Consider the following 17,175-nt stretch of genomic DNA (forward strand, 5'->3'; position numbering starts at 1 on the left):
TCAGCGGTCAGAGTTTTCGAGTGCCGCCGCCATACGACTGACCGCGCCCCGAATGGCAACCTCGTCGAACGCAGCCGCACCCAACAACAAACCCGGTCTTCCTCGCCGGACGCGATAGTGGGAGAGCGGCCGCGCTTCAATTCCACTCGACATCAATGTGCGGGAAACGGCAACGTCGGACGTTCCACGCGGCAACCAACCGACCACATCCAGGCCTGCCGCCGCGGTGCTGAGTTCGATTGAGCCGGACAAAAGACGGTTGCATTCGCTTCGCAGCATCGCATGCCGCGTCGCGTAAGCCTCCTGCAGGCGTCGAATATGGCGGCCAAAATGCCCGAGGCTGATAAACTCGGCGAGTACTGCCTGCTCCATCGGCGCAACGAACCGCAACGTCAGCGACATCATCGACATCAGCGGTTCCACGAGGCGATCCGGCACCACCATGTAACCCAGTCGCAGTGAAGGAAGCAGCGTTTTACTGAACGTGCCCGCATGGATCACACATCCGTCGAGGTCGATGCCCTGCAAGGCACTGAGCGGTCGCAGGCCGTATCGCAGTTCGCCATCGTAGTCGTCTTCAAAGATCCATGCCCCGGCGCGTCTTGCCTGATCAAGCAACGCGTGGCGGCGGGGCAAGGACATCGTAACGCCAAGTGGGCTTTGATGCGCCGGTGTAACGAGAACCAGCCGGGGCCGTTGCGACACAGGCACGTCCTTTGGCACGCGCATTCCCTCGTCGTCGACGGGAATGGGAACAACGGTTGCACCCCATTGCCTGACGAGCTGCCGCGCACCGACATAGCCGGGATCTTCAACCCAGACCGTGCCGTTGGGCTCGAGGACGGCGCGACATATCAGATCGAGTGCCGCCTGCGTGCCCGGGACAATGAATACGCGTCCGGCTTCGCTGCGAACGCCTCGGCTCACAGCCAAATATTCTACCAAGGCCTCGCGTAACCCGATGTGCCCCCTGGGGTCGCTGTCGCCCAGTTTTCGAGGCGAAACTTCGCGCCAATAACGCCCCGCAAGCCGCCCCCAGATCGCGCGGGGAAAGAGATCTATAGCGGGAACGTTGGCGCGAAAGGGACGCGGTTCGCTTGCCCCGACCGGAAAGGGACTGCTCTGGGGTGTTCGGATCGACGGCTTCCTGAAGCCGCCCCGGTGGTCGGCTGCAGGTTTCAGGATCTGTACCGGGGCTGCGCGCACGTAGGTCCCGTCGCCGGTCCGCGAGGTCAAGAACCCGTCTGCGCTAAGTTGCTCGAAAACAGCAATGACGGTGCCTCGGGCGACCGCTTCCTGCTTCGCCAGATCCCGTGTCGATGGCAGCCGCGCACCGGCAGGCAGACGCCCTTCGGCGATCGCTTGCCGTAACGAGGCGTACAGCGTCGCAAATCTGCCCTGCCCCTGTGCGGCGGCAGCGAGGTGGAGGGCCCGTCCACCGGATTTTACCTTCGTCATAATGGTCCAATTAAACTGAACAAAATGGCACAATAGGCTGACCCAATAAATCGCTACTGTCCAGCCTCATTCTCAAAACGGGAGCGATGGATGGACCTGAAGACTCGCGGCGAACTGGTTGCCCGGCACGTAGCGGCCGAAAGCGCGCACGACATGGCCGGCACGCTGGCGACGCTGCATCCGGAATGCGTGTTCGAAGATCTGGCGATGGGGCGGGTATGGCGTGGCCACGAAGGCGCAAGGGATCATTATCACGAATGGTGGAACGGCCTCGACACCACGGTGGAAAGTGGACGGCGCGCCTGGGCAGACGACGGATCGCTGATCGCCGAAACCGGGTTCTCGTGCCGCCATATCGGTCCATTCCTGGGGGTCCCCGCCACCCAGCGCATATTCAAACTTCGCTTCGTCGTGATCGTCTCGTTTAAAGACGGTCTCATGATGGGAGAGCGCTTCTATTACAGCCTTGATGAGTTGCTGGAACATCTGGGTCAACCAAACCGCAAGCCGTATATGGGCGAAGCCGCGTGAGTTTGGTGATCGCAGTCGTTGGCGCAAGTGGCGTCTACGGACGCCATCTCCTGCCTCGCCTCATCGCGAGGGGACATCGCGTCCGCGCGTTGATACGCAGGCCCGAGAATGCCGCATCCCTCGCACATTGCGGTGCTGAAGTGCGGGGCGCAGACGTCTTTGATCCTGACTCGCTCCGGGTGGCTTTTGCCGGCTGTGATGCCGTCATCAATCTCGCCACGTCCGTTCCGCGTCCCGGCCAGACGCCCGACTTTGCGCTGAACGATCGCATTCGTCGCGAAGGAACGCGTGCCGTGATCGACGCCTGTTGCGCTGCCGGCATAGGCCGGCTCGTTCAGCAGAGCATAGCGATGATTCACGCTGGTGCCGGAGACAGCTGGATCGACGAATCGTCAGCTGTCCGACCGACTTCAATCACGCAATCCGCCGTCGATATGGAAGCATTGGTGACCGCTTCCGATCGTCAATGGATCATCCTGCGCGGCGGCCTGTTCTATGGTCCCGGAACAGGCCGGGAGGATGACTGGTTCGCGCGAGCAACGGAAGGAACGCTGAAGATCCCTGGCGACGGCACCGAATTCGCCTCGCTCATTCATGTCGCCGACATGGCTGATGCAACAGCTGTGGCGGTCGAGCGAGCGGCCCCGCGAAGCACGTTTCTTGTAGGCGACGATCATCCGTCTTCCTGGCGCGATCTCCTGACCTACGCCGCCGCGACGGTGCAGGCCGCCGTCCCTCCCCTCGGGGGGCCAGTCACGCTGCCCTCCTTTCGGGCCAGCAATCGTCGCCTCCGCGAGACGCTCGATTGGGCGCCCCGCTATCCCAATGTTCAGGCGGGCCTGGCTCGCTGATACCCATTGAACCGAGAAAGGATACACGATGCGTCGTCAACTTGTATGCGCAGTGGTCGCCACGGTCGCAGCGATTGCCATGGGATCAACCGAAACCCACGCCCGGACCATCAAGCTTGCCTTCATCGATCCGCTCTCGGGCGGCATGGCCAGCATTACGGAAGCTGCGCTGAACCACTTCCGGTTTCTCATTGACAAGGCCAATGCGACTGCCGCGCTGGGTGAACACCGTCTCCAGTTGGATACCTATGACAACAAGCTCTCCACGCAGGACAGCGTGATCCAGGTTCAGAAAGCAATCGACGCAGGCGCCGAGATCGTCATCCAGGGAAATGGCTCCACTGTAGCCGCCGCGATAAGCGACTTCGTGAACAAGCACAACGAGCGCAACCCCGGCAAGAATGTCGTGTACCTGAACTATGCTGCAATCGATCCGGTTCTGACGAATGAGAAGTGCAGCTACTGGCACTTCCGTTTCGACGCCCATTCGAACATGAAGATGGAAGCCCTGACCAACTTCATGAAAGACCGCCCGCCGATCAAGAAACTCTATCTTATCAATCAGGATTACTCACTGGGACAGTCGGTGAGGCAAACGGCGCGAACGATGCTGCAGTCGAAGCGACCGGACATCGAGATCGTCGGCGACGAATTGCACCCACTCGCGAAGATTACTGATTTTTCTCCCTACATTGCCAAGATCCGGGCCTCCGGCGCGGACACCGTAATCACGGCCAATTGGGGTAACGATTTTGCACTCTTGCTCAAGGCAGCCGCCGACGCCGGCCTGAAGGCCGATTGGTTTACTTACTACGCCGGCAGCGCAGGCGGCCCGACAGCCGTGATGCGGACGGGATTGGACGGACGCGTCTTCAACATTGGCGAATGGCACCAGAATGTGCCCAACGCCGAGATGGAGCGTTTCGCAGCCGAATTCAAGGCGAAGTACGGACATGACTGGCGGTACCTCAACATTCGCAATGTCGTGGAGATGCTGGTTCGGGCCATCAACGAAACAAAGGAGCCCAGCGCCACGACGATCGCCGAGCGCCTCCATGCCATGAAGCATCGCTCTGCACTGGGCGCGGAAGGTCTCATGCGGCCAGCCGATCACCAGTACATGCAGGACCTCTACGTCTATTCCTTCACGCGGGTGTCGGAGGCCACCAAGTACGATGAGGAGAACACCGGCTGGGGCTGGAAAACGGTGGCCATGATCCCGGTCGCCCAAACCATGCTTCCGACCACCTGCAAGATGGAACGGCCGAATTGATCGCTCGCGTGTAGCTCGTTCGCCCCGAACCACTCCGTGGGCGGACGCGGATACCAATCTCCAGGCGGGGTGTCGTGCTTGAACTGATTGTCATCTCCACGCTCAATGGTGTGCTGTCCGGCATGCAGCTGTTCTTGATGGCGAGCGGCCTTACCGTCATCTTCAGTATGCTCGGAGTGCTGAATCTCGCGCACGCCAGCTTCTACATGCTCGGTGCATTCTTCGGATATCAGATCAGCCGATGGTTCGGCTTCTGGCCTGCCCTGCTGATCGCGCCGTTGCTGGCCGGAGCGATCGGCGCCGGCGTCGAGCGCTTTGGCCTGCGCCGTGTGCACAACAGCGGCCATGTCGCCGAACTGCTGTTCACGTTCGGCCTGGCGTTCGCAATCGAAGAACTCGTCCAGATCATCTGGGGCAAGAGCCCGGTGGACTTCCGCGTACCACCCTCGCTGGACTTTCCGGCCTTCACGATCTTCTCCACCAACTACCCCGTCTACAAGATGTTCATGTTGCTGGTCTCCGTCGCGATCTTCACCGCCTTGCTCATCACGCTCAAGAAGACGCGGATCGGCCTGATCGTGCAAGCGGCGTTGACGCACCCGCATATGGTCGGCCATCTCGGCCACAACGTCGGACGCATCTTCATGCTGGTGTTTGGCATCGGCACCGCACTTGCGGCCGTCGCTGGTGTCATCGCCGGCCCCGCGCTGGTAACGCAGTCGAACATGGCCGGATCGCTTGGACCCATTTTGTTCGTGGTGGTCGTGGTCGGCGGGCTCGGCTCTCTGCCTGGCGCCTTCGTCGCATCGTTGTTGATCGGCCTGATCCAGACGTTTGCCGTCTCGATGAACGGCTCATTGGCCGGCGCCTTCGGCCCGCTCGGTGCCGCCGATGAGCCCACGTGGCTTGCCGATATCTGGGGGGTAACCATCGCGCAGATCGCACCGGTGATACCCTACGCGCTGCTGGTGCTGATCCTGATCTTCCGCCCTATGGGCCTGCTAGGGACACGCGATACATGAGAGAGACGATCTCAAGCACAGTGCCTCTTTATCCGGCCGCCGCCGACAAGCTCAAATTCCGTGGATTGTTGTTTGCAGTCGCGATCGCGTTGCTGATCCTGCCAAAATTGTTCAGCTCCGGTGGATCGCTGACCACGTTCAGTCTGGTCGGCATCTCCATCATCTTCTCGATGTCCTACAACATGCTGCTGGGTCAAACCGGAATGCTGTCGTTCGGCCACGCGGTCTATTACGGCATCGGTGGTTTCCTGGCGATTCATGCCATCAACATCATCGGCACCAACAAGCTGCCGATCCCGCTGCCGGTGGTGCCGTTGATCGGCGGATTGACCGGATTGCTGTTTGCGGTCGTGCTCGGCTGGGTCTCAACCCGGCGTAGCGGGACCGCCTTTGCGATGATCTCGCTCGGTGTCGCCGAACTGGTCGCTTCGTCGGCGCTGATCCTGCGTACATTCTTCGGTGGCGAATCCGGCATCTCCGCCAACCGCACCAGGCTGTTCCGCGTATTCGACTGGAGTTTCGGGCCGCAGGTCCAGATCTACTATCTGGTCGCGGCGTGGATGCTGATCGCCGTCATCGCCATGTACGCCCTCACCCGCACGCCATTGGGCCGAATGTGCAACGCGGTACGCGACAATCCGGAACGGGTGCAGTTCGTCGGCTACGATCCGCACGTCGTGCGCTATCTGGCGTTCTGCTTTTCCGGTTTCTTTGCCGGTATCGCGGGCGCGCTTGCCGCGATCTGCTTCGAGATCGCCAATTCGGCCTACCTTGGCGCCGTGCAGTCGGGAACGGTGCTGTTCGCCACCTATATTGGCGGCGTCGGCTTCTTTATCGGTCCGATCGTCGGCGCGGTCTTTGTCACGCTCCTTTCGCTCGGCCTCAGCGATCTGACGGCTGTGTGGCAGCTCTATTTCGGATTGATCTTCATTGCGGTGGTGATGTTCGCGCCGGGCGGCATCACCGGACTGTTGATGATGCATCGTCCGCTGCTGGAGGCCGGCACGCTCGGCAGGGTGCTGCCCAGTTATTTCATCGCCTTTGTGCCCACGGCGGCGATGCTGACCGGCTTCATCGTCGCGATCGAGGTAACGGTGCACTACGCTGTCAACTCCGGCGACGATTCTCGCATCAAGGCATTCGGCGTCAGTTTCGACGCGGCGAGCCGGTATGTCTGGGCGATGTCGGCGGTGCTCTTGATCGGCGGCTTTCTGGTCGCGCGCAGGACCTGGACACGCGTCCGGCACGCCTGGGATGATGCGACCGGCGCAGCGCGCGAACAAGGAATCCCCGCATGAGCTCCGCGATCGAATTGCGCGCGGTCGAGAAGAGATTCGGCAACACATCGGTGATCCGCAACGTCAACCTGACGGTCGCGCCGGGCGAGCGCCATGCCTTGATCGGTCCGAACGGGGCCGGCAAATCCACCCTGTTCAATCTGATTAGCGGCTACATGAAACCGACCGCCGGCAGCATCCTGCTGCGTGACCAGGTGATCTCCGGCCTGCCGCCGTACCAGATCAACCGCCGCGGGCTGTCACGCAGTTTTCAGGTGACCAACGTCTTTGCCAGTATGAGCGTGTGGGAGAACCTCCGTTGCGCTGTGCTCTGGGCGACCGGTTACCGCTATGCGTTCTGGAAGAACATCGACAACCTGCCCGACGTGCGCCAGCGGACCACCAGGGTTCTCGAGAATATCGGCCTCACTGCCCGGCGCGGCGTTCCTGCCGGTCTACTGACCTATGCGGAGCAGCGCGCCCTTGAGATCGGCATCACCATCGCCGGCGGCGCCGATGTCATTCTGCTCGACGAGCCGACCGCCGGCATGAGCCATGCCGAAACAGAACGGGCTGTGGCGCTGATCCGCCGCCTGACGGAAGACCGCACCCTCCTCATCGTCGAGCATGACATGAGCGTGGTGTTCGGTCTCGCCGACCGAATTTCGGTGCTGGTGTACGGCCAGATCATAGCTTCCGGATCGCCGGAGGAGATTCGCGGCAATCCAAAGGTCAAGGAAGCCTATCTCGGTGAGGAGGCCGCCTGATGCTGGAGGTCAGGGATCTGCACGCCTATTACGGCAAGAGCCACATCCTGCAAGGCGTCGGTATGCGTATCGATGCGGGCGAGGTGGTCAGCCTGCTCGGCCGCAACGGCGTCGGCCGCTCGACGACCGTCAAGGCCATCATCGGCGAGGTGCAGCCGCATGGCAGCATCCTGTTCAAGGGCCACAATATCGCGGGCCTGCCCAGTCACAAGATCGCCCATCTTGGCCTCGGCTACGTACCCGAGCATCGCGACATTTTTCCCGGGCTCACTGTACGGCAAAACCTGATGCTCGGCATCAAGGATCCCCGCAAGCCGGGTAAGTGGCGGTTGGAAGACATGCTGGAGATGTTCCCCAATCTCGCTGCGCGCGCCGATACGGCGGCTGGCGTGATGTCCGGCGGTGAAAAGCAGATGCTGACGATTTGCCGCACGCTGATGGGCGACCCCGAGCTTGTCATGATCGACGAGCCGACCGAGGGGCTGGCGCCCATTATCGTGCAACAGGTCGGCGATCTCATAGCCGAAATTGCCCGCCGCGGCGTCGCGATATTGCTGGTCGAGCAGAAGCTGTCGATCGCGATGCGTATCTCGCACCGGCTCTATGTGATGGGCCACGGTCGCATCGTGTTCGAGGGCACGCCGGCCGATCTCAAGGCCAACGGCGCGATCCGCCGCGAATGGCTCGAGGTTTGACGATTTGCAGAGGACTTCAACGCCCGGACCGGTTAGGTGCCGTCGGGAAGATGCGACGTTGCGTTAACGATGGGAGAATGTCATGAGCCCCGATATCGGTCTTGCAAATTGGTTCTACCAGCGCGCGCAACGTACGCCGGAAAGAAAGGCACTTACTTTCGAAGGCGTTACGTGGACCTATCGCGAGGTGCAGCGCCGAATCGACGCTCTGGCCGGTCGCCTAAGGAAGCTCGGCGTCCACAGCGGCGATCGCGTCGCCTTTCTCGGCCTCAACCAACCCCTTTTCCTTGTCGTCATGTTCGCGGCTGCACGGCTCGGTGCGGCGTTTGTGCCATTGAATTTCCGGCTTACCGGACCCGAGCTCGTCTTCATCGCCAACGATGCGGGCGCTTGCGCAATGGTCGTAGACACACAACATCGCGGGCTCATCGATAGGATACGCGACGAGCTCACCACAGTTTCATCCTACCTCACCACGGAAGCAGCCGGTCAATGGTTATCGATCGAAGGAGCGGAACCAGCGATTGATCATGGCGTCCGAGTAGATCCCGATGCGGCGGCGCTGATCATGTACACATCCGGAACCACTGGAACGCCGAAGGGGGCGATCCTGACGCATGCGAACCTGTGGTGGAATAACATAAATGCCGTCTTCAGTCAGGACGCATCACAGGATGACGTTACGTTGGCCGTTGCGCCACTCTTTCATATCGCAGGGTTGAACGCTGTTACTCTCCTGACACTTCAGAAAGGCGGCGAAGTGGTCTTGCATCGATCGTTCGATCCCGGCGCGGCACTCGCTGCATTATCGCAACATCGCGTCTCGACGATGTTCGGTGTCCCGGCCATGTTCCAATCCATGGCACAGCATCCGAATTTCGAGAAAACCGATCTCTCCGCGGTACGGATGCTTATCTGTGGCGGCGCACCTTGTCCCATGCCCCTCCTGCAGATCTATGAAGCGCGAGGCATAGCGATCCAACAGGGTTATGGGCTGACAGAAACGGCGCCGATGTGCACGTTTCTGTCATCGGAATACAGCATCTCGAAGCTCGGCTCGTCTGGTCGCCCACCCCTGTTTACCGAGCTAAGGCTTGCCCATTCCGATGGTTCAATTGTTACGGGACCGAACATCATGGGCGAAATTCAGGTTCGAGGACCGAACGTCATGTTGGGCTACTGGAACCGTCCCGACGCGACCGCGGAGGTGATTGATCGCGAGGGTTGGTTTCGAACAGGCGATATTGGCTACACCGACGATGAAGGGTTTCTCTATGTCTGCGATCGTCTGAAGGACATGATCATCAGCGGTGGTGAGAATATTTATCCGGCAGAGGTTGAAAGCGCACTTTCCAAACATCTCTCTATCGCCGAAGTCGCTGTGATCGGAGTGCCCGACGACAAGTGGGGCGAAGCCGTCACCGCGGTCGTGACGCTTAAGCCCGGGTCAACACTGACACTCGAAGAGCTGAGAGACTTCGCGAGCAAATCGCTTGGCCGATACAAGATGCCTCGACGGCTGGAACTGATCGGGGCACTTCCCCGCAACGCGGCCGGGAAGGTGTTGAAAACAGAGTTACGGCGGCAGCTGGTCCAGGCGATAGGGGCCCCCGATGCCGCGATGAGAGATCGATACCGAAAGTGATGCTCTCAACCCGGCGCGCCAGCAGCAATTCTCGACCGAGCTTCTAAACCTGATTTCCAAACTTGGACGGAAACAGAGCGGTTTCTATAACGAACTCAGTAATTTGAGTCCTGACTGCGGCGGGAGGGTACTCAGCCAGAACCGTGCCGATCACAACCGATTGAAATAACTCACAAAACCGGAGCGACGATGCGTGTGTAGCACCTCAGTGCAGCATCCCGCAAGTTCGCCGAACTTTGTCATTTTACTCTTGTGAGCGGTCAACGACATCGGACACAGGCACGCCAACTCGTCTCACTATTTAGGTCACAGACCGCTTGCGCACTCCTAACGCGACAGTCAGGTGGGGCGGCGCGGGAAACCAGAGGACGAGCACAACGTCGCCGTCGCCGTGGCAATAGACTGCCCTTCCAGAACCGCCGTGTCAGGCCTGCCCCTGCTCTTCCTCGGCCGGCACCGCAATCGCCGCCACGTCGGCAGAGACGGCCCCTGAAACACGGAACGCTCAATATTAAATGCGGAAAGCGCACTTCATTGGCAATCGCATTTTCGAGAGCAAAGCCGATCCATATCACCGAGAACGCCGGTGTGACGCGAGAATTCGCCTATACGGACCGAACCGTCATGATGGATCCGCGGCACGACGTTCCATTCGACTACTCGCATCTGCACGATGATCTCGCTCATTTAGAAGTGCTGCTGCCGCCTAACGTCGCTGAGGAATTTCGCGACCCTGCCGTTCTGGCTCACGCGCTCGACATGACCGAGATCCGCAAGATTTGGACACCAGTATCGGAGCGCATTCGTAAGCCCCAAGGTGCCATGTCGGTTTGTCATCGCGCTGCCGCCCGAGTCCGAAGTACCCCTGGACGAAGCTATCACTATTGCGCGGAGGATCGTTCACCCCCCAACCAAGCTTTCGTTGGGTCGACCGTATTCTGTAAAATTCAATCAAATTTGATTTTACTAAATTGAATGCCGCGGCTATCCGCCTCGGTGACCTATCGACGACGAAAGCGCGTTCGCATGACTCAGCAGGAGTTTGCTAAATCGTAGTTCGGTTTCGCGATCAAAATCGTTTGCCGGACCTAGAAGGGTCAGCGCGCCTGCGAGCCTTCCTTCGTAGTCAAAGACCGGAGACGACATGGCGGCATGGCCGATATTGAGCAGGCTCTCGGTCTTGGCATAGCCTCGTGCCTTTACGGCTTTTACTATCTCGCCAAGTTCGGCGGCAGTGAACTTGAACTTGGAGGATGTTCGAGCCATTTGCCGCTCAATTTCAACGCAGCGCTTGACCCATTCCGGGTTCGCGAACGCGAGGTAGATCCGCCCTGTTGCAGACGAAGTCAGCGGCAGCGTGAAGCCAACCCTGACGACCAGTGGGACTTCCTTTAGTCCATCCACTTTCGCGACAATACACGGCCCGACATTTCCATGGATAGAGAGATACGCCGCCTCCCCCGTTACATCCCGCAAGTCGTAAAGAGTTTTTCGCGCTTGATGGACCAGGTCGATCTTGGAGAGAGCAGTGAGTCCCAACTGAAGGGCGTAGGGACCGAGGGCATAGTACCCGGTTTCGGATTCCTGGACCACGAGGCCGAGATTGCAAAAGCTCACGAGATAGAGATGGGCCTTGCTTGCCGACATCCCTGCAGCCGCCGAGAGGGACTTCAACGACATCGGACCGGGGGCCTCCTCAAGCGCTCGAATGAGCCGGAATCCCACCTCTACAGCCTGGATGTTGCGTTGGCCCCTATCGCTTTGGTCTCTATCGGTCTGATCTCGCATCATGCCACGTTCCTGCGCTGCAGATGAAATGTTTAGCCGGAATGCAGCAGCTACAACAGATCATAATGCCATCAAGGTCCGCTCTGACCGCGGCTTGACTGGCCAAGACACATTGAATGCCGCGCTGTACGACCAGATACCGGTTCGCCGATCACGAACGACCCAAAGCCGTTGGCCGCAGTCCAGAAGTAGAAGCACGTCTCATCAGTCTCCCGGCATGACGCGATGAAGTATTCTCAAGGCGAAGCCGCCTTGACGCAGCCCGTCTTTTCCGTACCTAGATCGCTGCGGATACCGCAGGCATACGCGGCATCGCATCAGCGCGCAGCGCGTCGTACTCGAATATCCAGTCGTAGCGCTGCTTGACCTTGTCTTCCCGCCACTCGTTTTCGACATATCGTTTCGCCCCGACAGCATCCGCCAAGGCCGGATTATGGAAGCGTTTCGAGTTATCGAGAGCGCCGTTCACCAATTTTGTCGTCCGACCGATCCGTAGGCTTTCATATCGGGACAACGCTTGCGGAAAATCGGCATTCTCGGACAGGCATTGGGCCAACACGGCTCCGTCCTCGATCGCCATGTTCGCACCCTGAGCGAGCGTCGGAAGCGTCGGATGGGCCGCATCTCCGAGCAAAGTCACGCGCCCGAAACTCCAGCGTGTCAGCGGCTGGCGTCCGAGCAGCGCCCACTTGTAGGGTACGTCGATGTTGCGGATGATTTCGTGGATGTCTGGGTGCCATCCCTCGAAGTCGGCCGCGCACTCGTCATGCGTACCTCGCTCGGTCCAGGATTCGACTTGCCAATCGTCACGCTCGACAATGCCAACGAAATTGAAGCTCTCCAGTCCGCGAACAGGGTATGTGACTACATGTCCGCCGCTCCCCACCCAGTTGGTGCCAACAGGGCGCGAGAATTTCGAAGGTAGCAAGCTCGCGTGGATCAACCCCCTCCATGCAACACATCCGGTGAAATGCGCTCGATCGGCACCGGCCAACTGGCTGCGGATCTGCGAGTGTACGCCATCGGCTCCAATCAGGACGTCGCCCCGGCTACGCGCGCCGTCCTGCAACGTGATCTGCACCCCGGTCTCGTCCTGCTCAAACTTCAAGTACCGAGAGTTCAGGCGCACGGCATCCGCCTTTAGGGCCGTTACCGCATCAACCAACGCTCGATGCAGGTCCGCGCGATGGATCATGAAGTATGGCGCGCCATACCGCTCGCGAGACACTACGCCGAGATCAAACAGCTTCCACGTCTCGCCGGTATTCCAGAGGCGGATCTCCTTGCCGGCCGGTTCGACCCAAAGGGGTTGCAGCGCCGGTTCAAGGCCGAGTGCGAGAAGGACTCGGGATCCGTTGGCCGAAATCTGAACGCCTGCACCGACCTCGGCGAAGGCAGGGGCCTGCTCGAACACCTCGACGTCGATACCGCGACGCAGACATGCAAGGGCGGCGGTCAACCCACCAATTCCAGCTCCCACAATGATCGCTCGCAAGGCGCACCTCAGCAATTAGGATTGAACAATTCATAATTGCTGTATTAAGTTTGTCAAATCTGATTTTATAATGTTGGATGGCCACAGCGGCGATGCCGTCGCATGCAGTTTTCGCTGCTGACGATAAGAAGTTGGTTGAATGGGAGAGGGAGCGACTATGAAACAAGCGGTAATCACCGTGGCGTTTGCGATCCTCGCGTGCCTGGGAACAGTCATCGTGAGCGGGTCTGCCTCCTGGGCATATCCCGACCGTCCCATTCGTCTTGTCGTGAGTTTCCCTGCCGGCGGCAGCTCCGATGCGATTGCCCGAATCGTACAACAAGCTGCCGAGAAGCAACTGGGGCAGCCGATCGTGATCGAAAACAAGCCCGGTGCGGGCGGCGCATTGGGAATCGACATGGTCGCAAAGGCGCCGCCGGATGGATACCTGATTGGACTGGGAGGCGCAGGCGCACTCGGCATCAATCTGGGCCTTCAGGAAAAGCCGCCTTACGACCCCCGCAAGGACCTCAGACCGGTGACAGGACTCGCCTCGGTACCCTTCATCCTGGCGGCATCGTCATCGCATAAGGGAAAATCCCTTCGCGATATTATCGCACTTGCCAAGGACTCGAAGCAGCCGCTCGCTCTCGGTCACGGCGGCAATGGCACGATGATGCATTTGACGGCCGAAATGTTAAACCAGACCGCTGCTATCAAGATTGATTTCGTGCCCTATCGCGGTATCGCGCCTGTCGTGAATGACCTGATCGGAGGACATATCGACCTCGGTATAGTTGATCCGCCATCCGCCTTGCAGGCGATCGAGAGTGGTATGATCACAACGGTCGCGGTTTCTTCCGCTCAACGATTTGCCCGCTTGCCCACAATTCCTACATTCGCCGAGTCGGGCTTGCCGGATTTCGAGTCGATCGGCTGGTTTGGCATTGTCGCCCCGGCCGGAACTCCAGCCGATCTGGTCGCCAAACTCAACAAGGCCTTCGTGACGGCATTGGCCGATCCGGGAGTCGTCGACAAGATCCGCGCGCTCGGCTCAGTACCGATGCCGATGAGTCCCGACGAATTTCAGGCTTTTATTGCCAGTGAGGCGGCCAAATGGGAGAAGGTCGTCGCAAAGTCCACTGGAAAAGCGAACTGAGGCGATGTTGCGTACGTAACCCCACCGGGGTTCCTGATGCAGCGAGAGCTTCAGCGATACTTCTCAGCCATGACCACGCAATTGATCAGCGCGGCCGCATCGCGCCTTGCTGCAAACGATGTTTCCGGGTGATGTTTCAGGAATGATTTCACCCCGCGCAACGTGGGCACCGAGTTCCGGGCCAACTTTGCCAATAACGCCGCGACATGCCCTTCGATCTGATCTGAGGGGCATGTCATGCTCACGAGGCCGATCGCCTGGGCTTCCGATGCGGCTAATGAATCGCGCGTGAAGATAAGCCGTGCCAGTGCCGCGCGCGAAAGCCGATCGGACAATGCAGCCATGACGAGGGTCGGCGCGATATCTTTGTCCATCTCCGGCACGGAAAATTTCGCATCCTCGGATGCTATGCAGACATCCGCGAGACCGGCGAGCGCGCACCCTACCCCTGCAGCCTTTCCCCGCACTGATATGATGAGCGGAACGTTGAGATCTCGCACACATTGATAGAAATCGAGAATGGGGTCCGCGATCGAGTGGCGAAGATCCAGGGCCGTCGCCCGTGTACCGGGCGGAGGTATGACCGACGTGCGACCGGTACAAAAATCCGGCCCGTCGGCGTGCAAGTAGACAGCCCGCGTCGTCGGGGACATCGCCTCGAAGGCCTGAACGATGGCATCGACCATGGAAGGACTAAGCAGATTTCCGGAGGCGGGACTTGCCAGTACGACTTCGAGAATGGCGTCTTGGCGGGGCACAATTCGTACACTATCAGTCATCGAGTATCTCCGGAGATCGCTGCTTTTCGGCCTGTATTGGCGTAATCGGGAATGCGGGGTCGGGACATCGCCATTTTAGCTTCGGAAATGGCCTGCCAAATTCTAGATGAAGTAGCCGGCATCTCGATGTGCGTGATGCCGAATTCGGAAAGCGCATGGACGATCGCGTTGATCGTCACCCCCAGTGCCGGGGTCGTCCCCCCTTCGCTGCCTGGGCGAAATCCGAGCGGATGACTAGTGGCAGGTACTTCGCTCAACGCCGTCGTCAGCGACGGCAGATCGGTCGCACGAGGAATCGCGTAGTCCATGAAGGACCCTGAAAGGTTTTGCCCGGTCTCGGGCTCGAACACGCATTGCTCCAGGAGAGCCTGCCCCACCCCCTGCGCGATCGCCCCATGGGTCTGCCCGTGCAATATCATCGGATTCAGCGCTCGCCCGACATCATCCACTGACGTGTAACGCTGGATCTCGAGTTCTCCGGTCTCGGGATCAATCTCCACTTCGCAAACGGCCGTACCGTAAGGAAAGGCGAGTCCGGAAATGACCTGATCGGATGTCGCGGCAAGAGGTCCGCCCAACTCGCTCGATACTCTGCCATCGTCCAGGGCCATTTGCGCAATCTCAAAGATGCTGTGCCCGCGATCAGTTCCTTTGATGACGAAACCTCCATTTTCAAAGGTCACATCGGTGATGTCTGCCTCAAAAAGAACTGCAGCGATCCGGCGACCTTTTTCGATGATCTCGACAGTCGCATGGTGCATTACCAGGCTTGCCATCCGCAGTGATCTTCCCGAATGGGTCCCACCGCCGGCTTTCACAAAATCGGTGTCACCCGTCCGCAAAGCGACCAAGTCGCGTGGCACGCCGAACCATCCGGCCACGAGTTCAGGAAATGCTGTCTCGTGGCCCTGCCCCGTACTCTGCGTACCCACGATGATCTCGATCTTGCCCTCTGGACGGACGAGGATCTCTGCTCGTTCGCGCGGAGCCCCACTGGTCGTCTCGATGTAATTTCCGACGGCGATTCCGCGGCAACGGCCTCGCGTACGGGAAGCGCGCCGGCGATGCAAGAACCCGGCCCAATCGGCCAGATCGATCGCGCGCTCCATGACCCCATTGTAGTCGCCGTTATCGTAGGTCACTCCCAGCGGATTTCGATAGGGCTGTTCCAGTGGCGATATCATGTTTCGGCGGCGCAACTCGAGACGATCGAAGCCACATTGTTGCGCGGCCAAATCGATAAGCCTCTCGATGACATAGATCGCCTCCGGCCGTCCGGCGCTACGATACGGAATCGTTGCCGGCGTATTGGTTACGGCTGCCCGCGCCACCACATGCGCCACCGGAATACGGTAAAGGCTCGGCATCAGCTGCGCCCCCTTGTTCAGGGGTATGAACGACGTCGTGTAGGCCCCGTTGTTGCCGGTGTTGACCGAACGCAGTGCCAGGAAATTTCCGAAGGCATCGAGAGCAAGCTCCGCGTCGACGTGTAGATCCCGCCCCTGATAATCAGACAGGAAGGCCTCGCTGCGCTCAACCTTGAAAGCTACCGACCGATGTAACCGTCGTGCAGCCCACGCCACCAGGGCGAACTCAGGGTAGGTCGCGTTGCGTGTCCCAAAATTTCCGCCGACATCTTGCGGCGCGACGACGCGAATCTGGTCAACGGCGACACCGAGCACGCTCGCGAGTTCGTTGCGCATCTGGACCACCCCGAGGCCGTGCGAGGCGTGGACAGTGTACATTGCCGAGGCTTCATCCCAGGTCGCCGCGACGGCGCGAGGCTCCATATGAACGCCAGTCACTCGTTGAATCCAGCTGTTCAGCCGCACGCAATGCGCGGCACCCGCGAATACCGCGGCCGTCGCCGTCGGGTTTCCCAAATCTGCTTCCAGCGTGCAGTTGCCGGGAATATGGTCCCAGAGCTGCGGCGCACCGTGCGCGAGCGCAGCGGTCGCATGAACCACGGCCGGCAGCGGCTCCCAATCGATCGCGACGGCCTCGGCGGCATCGCGGGCCTGCGCTAAGGTCTCGGCGACCACCAGAACGACCCCCTCGCCGACATAGCGGACGCGATCCAAGGGCAGCGCGAATTGCTGCGTGATCCTCCGTTCGGTCCCGTCGCGGTTGGCCAACCGAATGTCGGAGCCTGTCTTCGAGCTTCCGGTCGCATGAGGAATTGGTCCCAGACCGTCCGCCAATGCGTCCGCGCCGGTCAGCACGGCGATTACGCCCGGCAGCGCCATTGCCGCGGCGACGTCGATCTTTCTCATCTTCGCATGGGCGTGCGGTGAGCGGACCATGAGGGCGCGCGCCATCCCTGAAAACTCGAGGTCGTCGGCGTAACAGCCCTTGCCTCGGACGAGACGTAGATCTTCCCTACGACCGGAATTCATCGTGTGACATACCCAGGCTCGCTATTGTCGACATGCAAGCGCGTTCCGGTTGCCTCCTCG

General features: G+C 59.9%; 15 protein-coding genes. 10 read left to right on the plus strand and 5 right to left on the minus strand.

All coding sequences use genetic code 11. The annotated features are described in order from the left end of the window. On the minus strand, window positions 1–1,458 hold the full coding sequence (pdxR, locus tag JQ641_RS10480; protein ID WP_211995896.1) for a MocR-like pyridoxine biosynthesis transcription factor PdxR: 1,458 nt from the start codon (window positions 1,456–1,458) through the stop codon (window positions 1–3). Window positions 1,459–1,548: 90 nt separating this feature from the next. Between pdxR and JQ641_RS10485 the strand changes: the two genes are divergently transcribed. The 9 genes from JQ641_RS10485 to JQ641_RS10525 all read left to right on the plus strand — a co-directional run bounded on the left by JQ641_RS10485 (window position 1,549) and on the right by JQ641_RS10525 (window position 10,494). Continuing rightward, window positions 1,549–1,989 (plus strand): nuclear transport factor 2 family protein, encoded by a 441-nt coding sequence (locus JQ641_RS10485; RefSeq protein ID WP_211995897.1) that lies wholly within the window; start codon window positions 1,549–1,551, stop codon window positions 1,987–1,989. Then, entirely contained in the window at window positions 1,986–2,840 is an 855-nt protein-coding gene (locus tag JQ641_RS10490; RefSeq protein WP_211995898.1) for an NAD-dependent epimerase/dehydratase family protein, read from the plus strand. The genes JQ641_RS10485 and JQ641_RS10490 overlap by 4 nt, the downstream gene beginning before the upstream one ends. 28 nt (window positions 2,841–2,868) lie before the next feature. Continuing rightward, window positions 2,869–4,113: a branched-chain amino acid ABC transporter substrate-binding protein gene (locus JQ641_RS10495; protein WP_249150330.1), complete on the plus strand. Its 1,245-nt coding sequence runs from the start codon at window positions 2,869–2,871 to the stop codon at window positions 4,111–4,113. A 74-nt stretch (window positions 4,114–4,187) separates the two neighbouring features. After that, entirely contained in the window at window positions 4,188–5,135 is a 948-nt protein-coding gene (locus JQ641_RS10500; protein WP_211995899.1) for a branched-chain amino acid ABC transporter permease, read from the plus strand. Then, window positions 5,132–6,433 carry a branched-chain amino acid ABC transporter permease gene (locus JQ641_RS10505; protein ID WP_211995900.1) on the plus strand — a complete coding sequence of 434 codons (1,302 nt, stop codon included), beginning with the start codon at window positions 5,132–5,134 and terminating at the stop codon, window positions 6,431–6,433. The genes JQ641_RS10500 and JQ641_RS10505 overlap by 4 nt, the downstream gene beginning before the upstream one ends. Further along, window positions 6,430–7,179: an ABC transporter ATP-binding protein gene (locus JQ641_RS10510; RefSeq protein WP_211995901.1), complete on the plus strand. Its 750-nt coding sequence runs from the start codon at window positions 6,430–6,432 to the stop codon at window positions 7,177–7,179. Before JQ641_RS10505 ends, JQ641_RS10510 begins: the two co-directional genes overlap by 4 nt. Beyond that, the gene (locus tag JQ641_RS10515) at window positions 7,179–7,874 is read left to right on the plus strand and encodes an ABC transporter ATP-binding protein (RefSeq protein ID WP_192735040.1); all 696 of its coding nucleotides are present in this window, start codon (window positions 7,179–7,181) and stop codon (window positions 7,872–7,874) included. Before JQ641_RS10510 ends, JQ641_RS10515 begins: the two co-directional genes overlap by 1 nt. An 82-nt stretch (window positions 7,875–7,956) precedes the next feature. Beyond that, on the plus strand, window positions 7,957–9,519 hold the full coding sequence (locus JQ641_RS10520; RefSeq protein ID WP_211995902.1) for an acyl-CoA synthetase: 1,563 nt from the start codon (window positions 7,957–7,959) through the stop codon (window positions 9,517–9,519). Between the two features lie 534 nt (window positions 9,520–10,053). Continuing rightward, the gene (locus JQ641_RS10525) at window positions 10,054–10,494 is read left to right on the plus strand and encodes a hypothetical protein (RefSeq protein ID WP_211995903.1); all 441 of its coding nucleotides are present in this window, start codon (window positions 10,054–10,056) and stop codon (window positions 10,492–10,494) included. Between the two features lie 9 nt (window positions 10,495–10,503). On the opposite strand, the gene JQ641_RS10530 is transcribed toward JQ641_RS10525, so the two are convergent. Both JQ641_RS10530 and JQ641_RS10535 read right to left on the minus strand, forming a co-directional pair. After that, complete coding sequence (locus tag JQ641_RS10530; RefSeq protein WP_211995904.1) at window positions 10,504–11,310, minus strand: IclR family transcriptional regulator; 807 nt, start codon at window positions 11,308–11,310, stop codon at window positions 10,504–10,506. A 274-nt stretch (window positions 11,311–11,584) separates the two neighbouring features. After that, the gene (locus tag JQ641_RS10535; protein ID WP_349628538.1) at window positions 11,585–12,787 is read right to left on the minus strand and encodes an FAD-dependent monooxygenase; all 1,203 of its coding nucleotides are present in this window, start codon (window positions 12,785–12,787) and stop codon (window positions 11,585–11,587) included. Between the two features lie 172 nt (window positions 12,788–12,959). On the opposite strand from JQ641_RS10535, the gene JQ641_RS10540 reads away from it, so the two are divergent. Beyond that, on the plus strand, window positions 12,960–13,940 hold the full coding sequence (locus JQ641_RS10540) for a Bug family tripartite tricarboxylate transporter substrate binding protein (RefSeq protein WP_211995906.1): 981 nt from the start codon (window positions 12,960–12,962) through the stop codon (window positions 13,938–13,940). Between the two features lie 50 nt (window positions 13,941–13,990). Here JQ641_RS10540 and JQ641_RS10545 read toward each other — a convergent pair whose 3' ends face one another. Next, window positions 13,991–14,719: an enoyl-CoA hydratase/isomerase family protein gene (locus tag JQ641_RS10545; protein WP_211995907.1), complete on the minus strand. Its 729-nt coding sequence runs from the start codon at window positions 14,717–14,719 to the stop codon at window positions 13,991–13,993. Further along, entirely contained in the window at window positions 14,716–17,115 is a 2,400-nt protein-coding gene (locus JQ641_RS10550) for a xanthine dehydrogenase family protein molybdopterin-binding subunit (protein ID WP_211995908.1), read from the minus strand. The genes JQ641_RS10545 and JQ641_RS10550 overlap by 4 nt, the downstream gene beginning before the upstream one ends. Between the last annotated feature and the right edge of the window lie 60 nt (window positions 17,116–17,175).

This window comes from Bradyrhizobium sp. JYMT SZCCT0180, assembly GCF_018130165.1.
GTDB lineage: Bacteria > Pseudomonadota > Alphaproteobacteria > Rhizobiales > Xanthobacteraceae > Bradyrhizobium.

Bases quoted from the DNA above. Each gene is read 5' to 3' on its own strand.
- pdxR (WP_211995896.1), bottom strand. From the start codon at position 1,458: ATGACGAAGGTAAAATCCGGTGGACGGGCCCTCCACCTCGCTGCCGCC.
- JQ641_RS10540 (WP_211995906.1), top strand. From the start codon at position 12,960: ATGAAACAAGCGGTAATCACCGTGGCGTTTGCGATCCTCGCGTGCCTG.
- JQ641_RS10550 (WP_211995908.1), bottom strand. From the start codon at position 17,115: ATGAATTCCGGTCGTAGGGAAGATCTACGTCTCGTCCGAGGCAAGGGC.
- JQ641_RS10510 (WP_211995901.1), top strand. From the start codon at position 6,430: ATGAGCTCCGCGATCGAATTGCGCGCGGTCGAGAAGAGATTCGGCAAC.
- JQ641_RS10545 (WP_211995907.1), bottom strand. From the start codon at position 14,719: ATGACTGATAGTGTACGAATTGTGCCCCGCCAAGACGCCATTCTCGAA.
- JQ641_RS10505 (WP_211995900.1), top strand. From the start codon at position 5,132: ATGAGAGAGACGATCTCAAGCACAGTGCCTCTTTATCCGGCCGCCGCC.
- JQ641_RS10520 (WP_211995902.1), top strand. From the start codon at position 7,957: ATGAGCCCCGATATCGGTCTTGCAAATTGGTTCTACCAGCGCGCGCAA.
- JQ641_RS10485 (WP_211995897.1), top strand. From the start codon at position 1,549: ATGGACCTGAAGACTCGCGGCGAACTGGTTGCCCGGCACGTAGCGGCC.
- JQ641_RS10495 (WP_249150330.1), top strand. From the start codon at position 2,869: ATGCGTCGTCAACTTGTATGCGCAGTGGTCGCCACGGTCGCAGCGATT.
- JQ641_RS10515 (WP_192735040.1), top strand. From the start codon at position 7,179: ATGCTGGAGGTCAGGGATCTGCACGCCTATTACGGCAAGAGCCACATC.
- JQ641_RS10530 (WP_211995904.1), bottom strand. From the start codon at position 11,310: ATGATGCGAGATCAGACCGATAGAGACCAAAGCGATAGGGGCCAACGC.